Genomic DNA, 14,388 nt, shown 5'->3' with positions numbered 1-14,388 from the left:
TCTACACCAGAAAAAGGGGGATATAGTTCAGGACAATAAGATTATTTGATGGTAATATATGGAAAAAGATAAACAGGGACAGCGCATTGGCCCGCGTATCGGACCATGGTTTAAGAGGGTAGTAAGTGAGTATTTTTAAAACGCGTGACAAACTTTCCGGGTACGGTATTGATGATGAAACCCTGGAGACATTGGCCGAGATATATCCTTTCCTGACCTCGGTCCTCGATGACGTTCTGGATAAATTCTATGTAGATCTGATGGAGAACGAGCGGACCTCTCTAATTCTCGAGGACGAGAATGTGCGGGTCAGGGCGCGAATGGCCCAGAAAAAGCACTGGATCAATTATGTGCTCAGCGGCAACTATGGGCATAACTATTTCAATGCGGCGGAGAGGATCGGACAAGCGCACTGGAACCATGGCGTCAACCTGACGGACTTTTCATCCGCCTATCACCGGGTGCTGGGGTATCTGACACAGCACCTGGTCAGCGAATATATCGACAATCCAACATTGCTGCTGCACGGCATGATGGCGATCCAGAAGGTTACTTTCATGGATCTGGAATGTGCCAGCAATGCCTACCGGGACCATGAGAAGGAAAATCAGCGCCGGCTGTTTCAGATGGATCCGTTGACAGAAACGGGCAACAGGGCTGCTTTTCTCGAGGAAATGGACAAGCACCTCAAGAATTTCGGGGAGAAGACTGTCCCGGTTAGCATCGCCATTGTGGACCTGGATCATTTCAAGGTCATCAACGACACCTATGGTCATGTGGTCGGGGACCGGGTCCTGAAAATGGTCGCAAGCGGGCTGAAAGACAATATTCGCGATACGGACAAGATTTACCGTTATGGCGGGGATGAATTCGTTGCCGTCATGCCCGGCGCGGGTGAGGAAGAGGCGGCCAAGGTGATGCAGCGCACACTGGAGGCGATCCGGGCGAGATCCGTGCCGGCCCGCGAGGAAGAAGTGAAAATGACCGTCAGTATCGGTGTGGCGGAGCAGGATTCCGGCACCGACACGCTGGAGAAATTCCTGGAAAAAGCGGACAAGGCCCTGTACCGGGCCAAGGAAGCCGGCCGCAACAAGGTCGCGGCCTGATCGGGATCACTGTTCCTTCAGGCGTCCCATGATGCCGACGAAATTGCAGGGGCCGTGGCGGGCGTCCAGCTGTTCCTGCAGAATATTGTCCCAGCCGTCCTTGCAGGCGCCGGTGGAGCCCGGCAGGGCGAACAGGTAGGTGCCGTTGGCAATGCCACCCAGGGCACGGGACTGCAGGGTGCTGGTGCCGATAAATTTGAAGCTGATCATGCGGAACAGCTCGCCGAAGCCGGGGATTTCCTTGTCAAACAACGGGGTCAGCACTTCGGGGGTGATGTCCCGGCCGGTCAGGCCGGTACCGCCGGTGGAAATCACCACCTGAATGTCGTCGTCGTCAATCCATTTTTTGAACTGCTCTGTCAGGATCGCCCTGTCGTCGGGCAGCAGCGCCCGATCGGCCAGCCTGTGTCCGGCTTCGGTCAGCCGGTCCACCAGCAGCTGGCCCGAGGTATCGGTCTCGAGGGTACGGCTGTCGGAAACGGTCAGAATGGCGATATTCAGCGGAATGAAGTCGTTATCGGCGGGCATGTCTCTGTCTTTCGGCTTTGTGGTCTTCCTGCTGTTGATACAGCGGCCAGTCGCCGGAAGCAATATCTTTCAGAGAGGGGGTGTCCTGCCCGAACCTCATGCGGTAAATCCAGTAGTTGCTGAGCACCTTTTCGATATAGTGCCGGGTCTCCCGGGCCGGAATGCTCTCGATATACAACAGGGGATCATCCTGGAAATTGGTTTTCCGCATCCATTTGCGCAGGTTGCCGGGGCCCGCATTGTAGGCGGTCAGCGTTTTGAACAGGTCACCATCGGCATAGTCAGGCGACATCATATCCACCAGATATTTCTGGCCCAGCGCCATATTGTAACGCGGGTCGTCCAGCTTGATGCGGGAACTCGAGCGCAGGGAGCGGTCGCGGGCAATATAGCTTGCCGTGCGGGGCATGACCTGCATGATGCCGCGGGCGCCGACCGAGCTTTTGGCCCAGCTGTTGAATTCGCTTTCCTGGCGCACGATGGCGAACAATAGCGCCCGGTCAAGCACAAAGCCGCCTTCCGGCTCCATGTCGGGCAGGGGATAAAGCGTGCTGTCCAGGGCGGCAAGGCGTTTTTGTTCTTCAATCTTGCCGATTTTCAATTGGGTGCCGGCCAGGCCCAGGGTGCTGGCCAGGCCGAGGAGGGCGGCGTGCTTGTCGCCGGAGGTGCGCCGCCAGGCGTCCGACAGTTCCATGTCGGCGGCCATGGTCTTTTTAACCTGGGCCAGGGCAATGGCCCGCTGGACGTTGCCCAGTGAGCTGATATTCGCAAAAAGCTCGGGATTGAACTCCGGCTGGTTCCAGTTGAGCGCGGGTGTCTGACCAAGCTGGTATTCGGCAATCAGGCCGTAAAAGGTGCGGTTGAATTTTGCCGCATGGGCCAGCAGCGGGCGGACCCGTTCCGGCTGGCGGCAGACCGTGTTGGCCCGCGCGCCCCAGTACGCGCCGGCGGAGGCCACCCAGTCGCCGGCCACCGGCGAAAAGGCAACCTTCTCAAAATGATCGGCGGCCCGTACACAGTCGCCCAGCCGCCAGGCGGCAAGGCCGGCCACCCAGTCCGCCTGGGAGGCTTTTTCCCGGAGGTTGTCGGACGCAATCAGCGCCAGGGCATAGGCTTTTTCGTCTTGGTTCTTGAAATAATAACTCTGGGCGATATCGGTCAACAGGTCACTGAACTCTTCCCGGGTCAGCAGGTTGAGCCGTTCAAAGGCCCACAGCCTTTTCTCTGCCCGCTCTGCATTCTGTCTTCGCAGGTAGCGGCGAATGCGTTTCTTGAGGTTGGCGATTTCGACACGTTCCGCCTTGCTGCGTTTTGCGTTCGGCTGCGGGGCGGTGGGGTCAAGAGTTTCCGCAGCCGGGGCCGGTTCCGGCGGGGCGACATTGGCCGTCAATGGCTTGTCGGCCGGAAAGGACGCGGCCAGCAGGGGCACAGGTTTATGCAGCCGTCTGTTTTTGCCGCCATTCTTTTTGACCGCCAGATCATAAATGCGCTTGGCACCGGGATGATCGGGATATTTCAGCATCCAGTTCGCCAGTTCCCGGTAGCGGGAGGTATAGGCCGTGGGATGCATATAGCGTTCATAGAGCACATGCCCCATCAGGATGTCGTTATCCAGTTTCCTGATCAGCCGGTCCGCCTTGTCCCAGTTGCCGTCGCGCTGCAGCTCAAAAATTTCCTGATACAGGGAAACATCCTCGTTGCTCAGGGGTGCGAGATCAACCAATTGCACGGGTGTTTCTGTTTCTGCCGCCGTTTCTTCGATCACATCAAGGTCGCTGCCGGTTTCGATGGGGCTCAACTGCGGGGTCGCCAGCGGCGCCTCGGCGGCATCCTGGGCAGTGGCCGGTCCGGCCGACAGGACACACAGGGAGGTGAGGATACTCAGGACAGCCGTTCTCATGTCTTACCCGTCCAGCTCGTTCAGGCGGTCCCTGATTTTCTGCAGGTCGCTCCAGGCCTGCGCCTTGGCCTGGGGCTGGCGCAGCAGGTAGGCGGGATGATAGGTGGCCATGGCCGGGATCTTGCGGCCGGCGATTTCCACGTCATGCCATTTGCCGCGCAGCCGGGTGATGCCGGCTTTGCTGTCCAGCAGGCTGCCGGCGGCGGTGCCGCCCAGCAGCACCAGCACTTTCGGCGCGGCCAGTTCGATATGTTTCATCAGGAACGGCTGGCAGATGTGCAGTTCGGCGTCGGACGGCTTGCGGTTGCCCGGCGGGCGCCAGGGCAGGGTATTGGAAATGTAAAGATTTTCCTGGCGGCTGCGGTGGATGGCGGCAAACATCTTATCGAGCAACTGGCCGCTGGCGCCGACAAAGGGTTTGCCCTGACGGTCTTCCTCGACCCCCGGGGCCTCGCCGATCAGCATCAGGTCGCTGCCGGGAATGCCGTCGGAAAAAACCGTCTTGGAGGCGGTTTTCTTCAGGGCGCAGCCGTCAAATTCCTCGATCTTCTGCCGCAGCTCCTCGAGAGTTTTGCAGTCCTTGACCAGGTCCCTGGCCGTGGCGGCAATCTGGTCGGTGGCGAGGAGGGGGGAGGCCGTCGCGCCGCCCGCGGCAGGCCTGACCGGTGTGGCGGCCTGCGGCTGCGGTGTCGTCTGTGCCGGTTGCGGCCGGGCTGCGGCGCTCACCTCGAACCAGTCAGTGGCGTCGTCAGAGATGCACTCGTCAACCCCGCTGTCCAGATACCATTGGAGCAGGGCGAGGGGCGATTGGCTGTGCGATTCTGTGGTGAAACCGTTCATGAACTAAAGTGTGACTCAAATCCGTTAAAAATACATTAGAATGTGGTTCGTATTTTAACCATGTGCGCTGGCAAAACACAATATGCCGGGAAAAAACAATTCCCGAAAAAGATTGTTTCATTTACAGGATGGCAGAAATAAGGAATATAGAAAATTAAAACGATCGTTTGAATTTTTCTGGTTTATGCCTCATAATACGAAAGGATGCCGGTTAAAACGTTGACCGGCGAGTAACATAGGGGCATAAACAGCGCCATAAAAGATTGAATCAGTAGTTGGTTTCCGGGCAAAAAGTGTCATGGCCGACGGAAAAACGGGAGAAAAGATCATGGAACGCGAATTTATGGAGTATGACGTCGTCATTGTCGGCGGCGGTCCTGCAGGATTGAGTGCGGCGATCCGCTTCAAACAATTGTGTGACGAGCAGGGGAAAGACCTGTCCATTTGCGTTCTGGAGAAAGGCTCCGAAATTGGGGCGCACATCCTGTCCGGCGCCGTGATCGACCCGATTGCGCTCAATGAGCTGATTCCCGACTGGAAGGAACAGGGGGCGCCGCTGCTGACCGAAGTGACCGACAACCAGCACTGGATCCTGAAAGAAGGCGGCAAGACCGGCATGCCCCACTTCCTGATGCCGCCGCTGATGAGCAACAAGGGTAAATATATTGTCAGCCTTGGCAATGTTTGCCGCTGGCTGGCCCAGCAGGCGGAAAATATGGGCATCGAGATTTTCCCGGGCTTTACCGGTGCGGAAATCCTGTACGGCGAAGACGGCACGGTCAAAGGGGTGATCACCGGCGATATGGGTGTGGCCGCCGATGGCCATCACAAGGACACCTATATGCCGGGCATGGAGCTGCGGGCCAAATATACCCTGATCGCCGAAGGCGTGCGGGGCTCCCTGGCCAAACAACTGATCCATAAATTCAACCTGCGTGACGGCAAACAGCCGCAGACTTACGGTATCGGCATCAAGGAACTGTGGGAAGTCAAACCGGAACACCACAAGCAGGGCACCGTGATCCACACCCAGGGCTGGCCGCTGGACAGCAAGACCGTGGGCGGCGGCTTTATCTATCATCTGGAAGACAACCAGGTGGCGATCGGGTTCGTGGTCGGTCTCGACTATGAAAATCCCTATCTGTCGCCGTTCGAGGAGCTGCAGCGCTACAAGACCCATCCGGCCATCGCGCCGATGCTGGAAGGCGGCCGTCGTATCTCCTATGGCGCCCGCGCCATTAACGAAGGCGGCTTCCAGTCGATCCCGAAACTGACCTTCCCGGGCGGTGCGCTGATCGGCTGTTCCGCCGGGTTCGTCAATGTGCCGCGGATCAAGGGCTCCCATAACGCCATGAAGACCGGCATGCTGGCGGCCGAAGCGGCCTTTGATGCCATTGCCGCCGGTCGCGAAGCGGACGAGCTTGAGGCCTACACCCAGAAATTCAAGGACAGCTGGGTCTACAAGGACCTGCATATGGTCCGCAACGCCAAACCGTCCATTCACAAGTTCGGCGCCTTCTGGGGTACGCTCTACAGCGGCCTCGACATGTGGCTCAACAACCTTGGCCTCGGCTTCCTGGTACCCTGGACCCTCAGCCATGACGAGGACTATAAGTGCCTCAAGCCGGCGGCGGAATGCGAACCGATCAATTACCCCAAGCCGGACGGTGTGCTGACCTTTGACAAGCTGTCTTCGGTTTTCCTCTCCAACACCAACCACGAGGAAGACCAGAAATGCCACCTGACGTTGATTGATGAAGACGTGCCGGTCAAAGTCAATTATACTGTCTATGGCGGTCCCGAAGTGCGCTTCTGTCCGGCGGGTGTTTATGAATATCTGACCGACGATGACGGCAGCAATCCGCGTCTGCAGATCAATTCCCAGAATTGTGTTCACTGCAAGACCTGTGATATCAAGGACCCGACACAGAATATCAACTGGGTTGTACCGGAAGGCGGCGGGGGGCCAAACTATCCCAATATGTAGGCCCGTGCGAGTTACAGGAGACGCGTTTGTTCGACAGGATTAAGACTATCGGTGGCGGGGCGACCAGAACAACGGGCCGCTGGGCCAGGATAGCACTTCTGACGGCACTTCTGTCCGGCTCCAGCATGGTGGCGCAGGCGAATGTGGACCAGGTGGAGGAAGACAAGAAGCCTTACGGCGCCTACCTTGCCGGTCTTCATGCCCGGGCCACCATGGATATTGGTGCAGCGGCTGATTATCATCAGCAGGCGCTGGAGCTGGACCCGGATAATCTCTCCCTGTTGGCGCGGACCTTTTCCCTGTGTATTGCCGACGGCCAGTATGACTGTGCCAGCCGGGTGGCTGACCATCTGGTGGAGCTGGACCGGGCGGACAGCCTGATCCGGCTGTATCAGTTCCTGGAACTGGCCCGGGACAAGAGGTTCAAAAAGGCCCGGGAATATCTTGAACAGGTCGGGGATGCGGGGGTTTATTCCCTGTTCAAACCCCTCTTCAGCGCCTGGATGGCCGCCGAGGACGGGGATGAGAAACAGGCGTCTGCCGTCCTGGAAGAACTGCTTCAGAAAGACTCCTTCAGGGATTTCAAGAAATTTCATGCCGCCCTCATCTATGAGTTTACCGGCAATGATGCCCGCGCCGAGGAACTCTATGTCGATGCGCTTGGATCGCTGGGGGCGCTTACCCTGCGGACTGTTGAGGCCTATGGGATGTTGCTGGCCCGCGAGGGCCGGGAGGATGCCGCCCGGGAACTGTTCCTGAACTATCTGGAAAAAGCGCCGGACAACGAAACCCTGAAACTCCGGCTGGACCAGTTGGAAAAAGGAAAACTGGCGAAGCACCACATCGATAATTACCGTGACGGGATGGCCGAGATCTTCTACTCGGCGGCCACCTTCCTCATGCAGGACAATATCAGAACGCCGGCGACCCTTTATCTCAGGTACGGCAAATACATGCGCAAGGATTTCCCGGAAGCGGATTTCCTGCTGGGCCAGATTTTCGAAATTGACGAATATTATGATGGCGCCCTGGAAGTGCTGCAGAATATCAAGAAGAAAGATCATCTTTACTACCAGTCCCGCATGCAACAGGCCTGGATCTATGAAAAGATCGGTGAACTGGACAAGGCGGTCGCTATGCTGCGCGATCTTGCCAGGGAATTTCCGGACAAGCATCAGCTTTTCGGTGTGATGGGTGATCTGTACCGCATGAACAACAGATTTGCCGAAGCAGCCGATGCCTATGACAAACTGATCAAAAGTTTTGGTGAACCGGAAGAAAAACACTGGGCGGCCTTTTACACGCGCGGCATCGTCCTGGAGCGGGAGCAAAGATGGGACGAGGCCGAAAAGGATTTCCTGAAGGCGCTGGAGCTCCGGCCCGACCAGCCCCAGGTTCTCAACTATCTGGCCTACAGCTGGGTGGACCGCGGCATCAATGTTGACAAAGCCCGGGCCATGCTGGAAAAAGCGGTGGAGCTTCGCCCCCATGACGGCTATATCGTGGACAGCCTGGGCTGGGCCCTGTTTAAAATGGGGGAACACGGTCGTGCAGTGGAAGTCCTGGAAAAGGCGGTGATGCTGCAGGCCGATGACTGGGCAATCAATGATCACCTGGGGGATGCCTACTGGGCGGTCGGCCGCAAGAATGAAGCCAGGTTCCAGTGGCGTCATGCCCTGTCATTGAACCCGGACGATGAAAAGGTGTCCGAGATCAAGAATAAAATCAAACATGGCAACTCCTCCAGATAACGTTCCCCGCTTTACGGAAGCAGCACCGGCCAAGATTAACCTGGACTTGAGAGTGACGGGCCGACGGGCCGATGGCTATCACCTGCTGGACAGTCTTGTGGTCTTTGCCGATTGTGGCGACAGGCTCGACTATTATCCCGGCGACGGTCTTGCCTTCGAGATCACGGGGCCGTTTGCCGCAGGACTTGAGGCGGACGAAAACAATCTTGTCTGTCGGGCAATCCGGTCCTTTGCGACAAATGCCGGGGTTCAGGTGACTGGCCGGTTTGTACTGACCAAGAACCTGCCGGTGGCTTCCGGAATTGGCGGCGGTTCGGCCGACGCCGCCGCAGCGCTTCGCCTGCTGACCCGTCTCTATCCCGGCGCTCTTGGGGCAGATCATCTGAATGAAGTAGCACTTTCTCTGGGGGCGGATGTGCCGGCCTGTCTTGTCAGCAGGAGCCTGCGGATGCAATCCGTTGGGGAGGCTATAACGCCGGTGAAACTTGATTTTCCGCTCTATATATTGCTTGCCAATCCCGGCATATCGGTTGAAACGGCCCGGATATTCGGCGACCTGAAGGCATCCGGCTTTTCTTTTTCACCGGAACGACGGCTGCCTCGCGAAATCGCCACGCCGGATCAGCTGTTATCCATTTTACAAAACAGTTCAAATGACCTGCAGCGACCGGCTTGTCAGCGTGTTCCCGAAGTGGCGGGACTGATTGATGAAATTGCCGGCTTGTCGGGGTGTCTGTATGCCGCCATGTCGGGAAGCGGGGCGACCTGTTTCGGGCTGTTTGCAAGCCTGGAGGAGGCCCGGTCAGCCAGAGAAAATATGTCAGTGGATTCAAAAAACTATTGGCTTAATGCCGGCACAATTTTATAACCCCATCCTGTCAATCAGCGCTGGACTTGATGACGATATTAACTATGCTAAGGTGCTGCAAAGCCGGGGCTGTACCATACCCGGATAAAACTGGCTCATACAGGGATCAACCAAGGAATGGGAACATATATTCGGCCATTGAAAAAAATTCTCTATTTTTTCTGTCTCCTTTTTGTATTTTTTGCCCAGTCTGTATCAGCTCAGTATCTGGATGACTCCCTGGTCGAGAGCCTGAAGAAAAAAGCCGGCACGACTTCCCGACCGACTGAAATTACATCTCCACTGGACAAGGGACGCGAGCAGCAGGCCCTCTATGACCGGTCGGACCTCCAAAGTCTCCGCTATGAGGAGTTGTCCCGGCTCGAAGAGGATTTTCAGGCGCGTCTTTCTTCCGAGATCCGTCAGTTCGGATATAAACTTTTTGAACAAATTCCCCAGGAAAATGAAGTCATTACCGGCGCAGTCTCCGACAATTACATTCTCGGCGTTGGTGACGAGCTTGTCATCAATTTCCAGGGCTCAAAAACAAATTCCTACAGTGTCAAGGTTGATCGGAATGGTCGGCTGGTTATTCCGGACCTTCGCCCCCTAACGGTCGTCGGCCGGCCTCTGGGGGAGGCCCGCAGAATGCTGCAGGAGGTTGTGGCCGACACCATGATCGGCACGGAAGTTGATGTCTCGCTGGCGTCCTTCCGCATGATATCCGTTATTGTTGCCGGGGAGGTTTTTGAGCCGGGGGTTGTGCGTACGACAAGTCTGTCATCCGGACTGGAAGTGCTGCTGCTGTCCGGTGGCGTCAAGAAGACCGGCTCGCTTCGCAATATCAAGGTGTATCGGGGTAAAGAGGTGTACAATATTGACCTCTATAATCTGCTCCTCGGCCAGAACGGGGCGGATATCTCGCTGATGGATGGAGACCGGATAGTGGTTCCGGTAATCGGTGCCACGATTGCGGTCGACGGTGACGTTGTTCGTCCCGGTATTTACGAATTGCGCGACGGTTCGGACGGCGTCTCCTTTAAGGACGCTCTCGCACTTGCCGGCGGAACAATCCGCCCGCGGGGATATAGCTTCAGCCACGTGCAAATGGATGTCAACGGCCGCCAGGCCTTCCATGAAATCACCGGTAATCCCAAGCTGAAAAGTTCAGAAGCCCTGATTGCGTCTCTCAAGGAGAACAGTCAGTTAGGCAGGGTGGAACTGCTTGGCCATGTGAAGGCACCTGGCGTCCGGTCGCTGGCGTCGGCGCCGACCCTGAAGAAAATGCTGGGAAGCCTGGATAACCTGGAAGATGACCCCTATCTGCTGTTTGGCGCCATTGACCGCGTTGACGAAACTACCCGAAGCCGCCGGCTGATTGAATTCAGTCCCCGCAAGGTGATGCTGGGTGGCGAGGACTTTGCGCTGAAAGACCGGGACCGGGTGATCTTTTTCGGGCGCAAGGATATTGCGTTTCTCATTTCGGAAAAAGTCAGAAACGTAATTCTCAGTGGGGAATATTCTGACGAGGAATTCAAGGATGAGGAAGAAAAACGACAGAAATATTGTCAGCCTCTGGAAAATCTGGCGCGGATTATTGCGGATTCCCAGTCTGAGCGGTTTGCAACAGCAGTAAGGGCCGTCTTTGTCAGGAAAGGGGCCGAGGAAGAAAAAAGCCGTGACCGGGAAAAACTTGTTGATGGTGAGTTGCGGGCCCAGTATGCGGACAAGGATATGCTCGCCGGTGCAAGCGACAAGGCCCGGACGTCTGAAGTCGTTCCTTCCAGAGCGACCCAGGAACAGATGGAAAAAGAATATGAGGAAACCCGTGAGCGCCTTTGTCCGGCTGTATTCTCTGAAACCCAAAATCTGCTGCCGTTCATGCTGGAATATGTGGTGTCCGTTGATGGTGCGATCAGGCAGCCCGGTGTTTATCCGGTAGTGAAAAAAACGTCCCTCGACGCCTTGTTGTCCGTCAGCGGCGGGCTTTCCAATGACGCCAACACCAGCCGAATTGAAGTGGCAAACTATGTCATCGAGGACTCCTCAAAACAGTTTTTTATAAACTGGGATTATGTGAATTCGGCAAACCAGGACCTTGCCAAGGTGCTGATTAACCCGGGTGGTGGCGTCAGGGTAAGTTCCCTGTTCTCCAATTTCGAGCCGGGTGCAGTCCTGCTTTCCGGCGAATTCAGGGAACCCGGGGTCTATACCATTCGCAAGGGTGAGAAACTGTCCGATCTCATCGTACGGGCTGGTGGTTTTACAGATCAGGCCTATCCTTACGGCGCAATCTTTACCAGAAAGCGGGTCAAGGAAATCCAGCAGGCTCAACTGAAACAGGCTGCCCAGTCCCTGCAGTCGGCCATGGTCTCGGCATCGGTCAAGAAAAATGTTGACGCGGACTCGCTGATGGCGGCCCAGACGCTTACCGATCAGCTAACCTCGGCTGAAGTCATCGGACGGGTGGTGATCGAGGCTGATCCCGTCAAACTTCTGCTGGACCCTTCCAAGGATATCGTACTTGAGGCCGGCGATGCGCTCTATGTTCCCAAAAGGCCCAACTTTATTGTTACCGTGGGCGATGTCCTGAACCCGAGCGCCCTGCAGTTTGTCCCCGGAAAGGGGGTCGCCCAATATCTCGATGAAGTGGGCGGCTTCACGCGTTCGGCGGATGAAGACAGGGTCTATATCGTCTATCCAAATGGCGTTGCGCGTCCGGTAAACCTGTCTTCCTGGGGAGGAGACAATGACCTTTCCGTTCCTCCCGGGACGGCAATCGTGGTGCCCACGGACTTCAGTCCGTATGATACGCTGACCCTGGTCAAGGAAATTGGCTCAATCGTCTCAAGCCTGGCTGTCTCTGCCGCGTCCCTGGCGGTTATCTTTACAAACTGATGACGGGGCACACCGGGGAATTATTGTCGGGCGGAGTCAGGCGGGCTCTGCTGTTGCTCGGTATTTCTGCGGTAGCGCAATCCCTCGCCGTTGGCCAGATTGCCCTGGCCGGGGATAATTCGGCCGGAAATTTTGGCGGCGTCGGGCTGCTGGATATGCCGACCGCCCGTTTCGAGGAGGACGGTATGCTCTCCCTCGGCGGGTACTACAACACGGATACCACGCGCTTGTTTGTCTCCTGGCAGGCGACGCCATGGCTGGAAACGACGTTAAGCTATACGGATGAACAGCATCCGAAACTTGAACTGGATCGGTCCCTCGACCTGAAAATCCGCCTGCTGGAAGAGGGAAATTTCCTCCCGGCCCTGGCCGTCGGGTTTCGTGATATGCTGGGCAGCGGCAAGTATGGCGCAGAATATATTGTCGCCAACAAGCGTTTTCATGATTTTGATTTCACTTTTGGGTTTGGCTGGGGAAATCTGTCCACCAGGGGCGGGTTTTATAACGTCTTGCGCGTCTTTGGCGATGGTTTCGACCAGAGAAACACGGACACCGGTTCGGGAGACATTCCGTTTGGCAGCTATTTTGCCGGGCAGGATATGGCCGTCTTCGCGGGGGTTCAGTATCAGACCCCTATCGACGGCCTGAGCCTGAAAATGGAATTCAGCAGCCTGGATACGGACAATATCCCCCACTTGTCCCATCTGAAGGATAAATCCCCGGTAAATTTTGGCCTTAACTACCGGCCCGCATCCTGGATTGACCTCGCCGTCGGCTATGACTATGGCGATCGGGTCTCGTTCCGGCTGGTCCTGAAAACCAGCCTGCACAGTTTTAAACTGGCGGACTGGTCAAAGGGCAGGGATCCTGTTCCGGTTCATGTCAGGGAGGGGCGGGGTACGAGTTCCACTGTACAAACAGAGCCGACCCTGGCGCTGGAAAACGACAGGACGTTCGACCGTTTGAAGGCACTCGGGTTCCGGGTGTTATCCGTCTCTCAGGAAGAGGACGATTTTGTTTTCACTCTGGTGCGTGAGGAAACGGCCAATGTGGAGAATATGACGGCGCTCGGGGCGGTATTGCTGGCCTATCCGGAGGCGACGCTCGAATTCCCCGAGGAAGGGCAGGAGGGCGCCTATCTGCATGGCCGCCGAAATGACGAACTGGGGCGGACTGCCATTGCCCTGTTTGAACGCAGCGATGTCTATCTGCGGGAGCAGGCCTCCCGGAAGCTGACGGACGCGGCAGAAAACCGCAGGTTGGCCGATGCCGCGCTCAGGGACCTGAAGGACAATGATCTTGCCCCCCTGTCGGTGCGGATTGGCGAATACAGGGCTGAGGTGGTCAAGAATATCGGCCCCTATGCGGAAATCCCGAGGAATGCCGGACGGACGGCACGGATCCTGACCTCGACCATGCCCGACCAGGTGGAGCTGTTCGATGTCATATCCATGGAGCGGGGACTGGAAATATCGAGGCTCTCCCTGATGCGGAAGGAATTCGAGAAAGCTGCTAATTACCAGGGCAGCCCTGAAGAAATCCTGGTGACCTCTGAAATCAACAATGACGCTACGGCGATGAAGGAGGAACAAGTCGCCACTGCCGACGCCGGGGAGGGTGCCTTCGAGTGGGATATCCTGCCTGAAGTCACCAGTCATTTCGGCAGTATTTCCAACGACAAATTCAAGGCGGATCTCTATGCCACTCTCCTTGCCCGCTACAGTTTTTATGACGGGCTGGATGTCATGGCCGAGGTGCGACAGAAAATTGTCGGCAACCTGGAAGATATTTCTCCGCGCCCGGATGACAATGTGCCGGCAGTGCGCAGTGACATCGGCCGCTATGTCGACAGGTATTCTCCGACCCTGAAAAGAATACAGTTCAACTATATTGAAAACCCGCTGCCGGACCTCTATACACGTGTCACCGCCGGTTTGTTTGAGTCCATGTACGGCGGTGTCGGTGCGGAGGTTCTTTACAAGCGGCGGGGCAGCAGCTGGGCTGTGGGCGGGGACCTGAACTGGGCCAAACAGCGGGATTATGAGCAACTGTTCGACTTCCGGGATTATGATACGGTGACCGGTCATGTGAGCCTGTACCATGAAAACAGCCGCTACAATATTTCCACCGTGGTCCGGGCCGGGCGTTACCTGGCCGGGGACTGGGGGGCGACATTTGATATCTCGCGGCGTTTTGACAACGGCATCCGGATCGGCCTGTTTGCAACGGTGACCGACATGTCGTCAGAGGATTTCGGTGACGGCTCCTTTGACAAGGGGATCTACATGAAGATACCCTTCGGCCTGTTCTGGTATAAACCGTCGCGTCATGACCTGGAGGTGGAATTCCGGGCTCTGGGCCGTGATGGCGGCCAGCGGCTGGATCGGGGAACGGAATTATATGAGATCCTTTCTGCCGGTGAACGGCACCGGCTGGAGCAGGATTGGCGGCATATTCTTGACTAGTTTGGTTTTTTTCGCCTTTGAAGTATTATTTTTTTAAGAATTGGGCGCTATAAATTCGGTCATGAT

At 56.6% G+C, this 14,388-nt stretch carries 9 protein-coding genes; 6 read left to right on the top strand and 3 right to left on the bottom strand.

Translation table 11 applies throughout. The features are described 5' to 3' along the window. Window positions 1-125 precede the first annotated feature (125 nt). Window positions 126-1,106, top strand: coding sequence for a diguanylate cyclase (locus FIV46_RS11950; RefSeq protein WP_139941158.1), 981 nt, complete (start codon window positions 126-128; stop codon window positions 1,104-1,106). Window positions 1,107-1,112: 6 nt separating this feature from the next. Here FIV46_RS11950 and moaB read toward each other — a convergent pair whose 3' ends face one another. From moaB to FIV46_RS11935, 3 genes are read right to left on the bottom strand one after another with little or no spacing between them, the layout of a single operon-like run. After that, the gene (gene moaB / locus FIV46_RS11945; RefSeq protein WP_139941157.1) at window positions 1,113-1,634 is read right to left on the bottom strand and encodes a molybdenum cofactor biosynthesis protein B; all 522 of its coding nucleotides are present in this window, start codon (window positions 1,632-1,634) and stop codon (window positions 1,113-1,115) included. After that, window positions 1,621-3,534, bottom strand: a complete 1,914-nt coding sequence (locus FIV46_RS11940; RefSeq protein WP_139941156.1) for a lytic transglycosylase domain-containing protein — start codon at window positions 3,532-3,534, stop codon at window positions 1,621-1,623. The genes moaB and FIV46_RS11940 overlap by 14 nt, the downstream gene beginning before the upstream one ends. Window positions 3,535-3,537: 3 nt before the next feature. After that, entirely contained in the window at window positions 3,538-4,374 is an 837-nt protein-coding gene (locus tag FIV46_RS11935) for a uracil-DNA glycosylase (RefSeq protein WP_139941155.1), read from the bottom strand. Window positions 4,375-4,702: 328 nt separating this feature from the next. On the opposite strand from FIV46_RS11935, the gene FIV46_RS11930 reads away from it, so the two are divergent. The 5 genes from FIV46_RS11930 to FIV46_RS11910 all read left to right on the top strand — a co-directional run bounded on the left by FIV46_RS11930 (window position 4,703) and on the right by FIV46_RS11910 (window position 14,322). Further along, a complete protein-coding gene (locus FIV46_RS11930; protein ID WP_139941154.1) occupies window positions 4,703-6,361 on the top strand; it encodes an electron transfer flavoprotein-ubiquinone oxidoreductase in 1,659 nt (552 codons plus the stop codon). Window positions 6,362-6,387: 26 nt separating this feature from the next. Further along, complete coding sequence (locus tag FIV46_RS11925) at window positions 6,388-8,112, top strand: tetratricopeptide repeat protein (RefSeq protein WP_139941153.1); 1,725 nt, start codon at window positions 6,388-6,390, stop codon at window positions 8,110-8,112. After that, the gene (locus FIV46_RS11920) at window positions 8,093-8,980 is read left to right on the top strand and encodes a 4-(cytidine 5'-diphospho)-2-C-methyl-D-erythritol kinase (RefSeq protein ID WP_139941152.1); all 888 of its coding nucleotides are present in this window, start codon (window positions 8,093-8,095) and stop codon (window positions 8,978-8,980) included. Before FIV46_RS11925 ends, FIV46_RS11920 begins: the two co-directional genes overlap by 20 nt. Window positions 8,981-9,097: 117 nt before the next feature. Next, window positions 9,098-11,857 carry an SLBB domain-containing protein gene (locus FIV46_RS11915; RefSeq protein ID WP_139941151.1) on the top strand — a complete coding sequence of 920 codons (2,760 nt, stop codon included), beginning with the start codon at window positions 9,098-9,100 and terminating at the stop codon, window positions 11,855-11,857. Window positions 11,858-11,880: 23 nt separating this feature from the next. Continuing rightward, the gene (locus tag FIV46_RS11910; protein ID WP_181163219.1) at window positions 11,881-14,322 is read left to right on the top strand and encodes a YjbH domain-containing protein; all 2,442 of its coding nucleotides are present in this window, start codon (window positions 11,881-11,883) and stop codon (window positions 14,320-14,322) included. The last annotated feature ends 66 nt before the right edge of the window (window positions 14,323-14,388 follow it).

Source organism: Emcibacter nanhaiensis (assembly GCF_006385175.1).
Lineage (GTDB): Bacteria > Pseudomonadota > Alphaproteobacteria > Sphingomonadales > Emcibacteraceae > Emcibacter > Emcibacter nanhaiensis.
The sequence above is the reverse complement of the archived record's forward strand: the minus strand, read 5'-3'. Positions and strand labels throughout refer to the sequence as shown.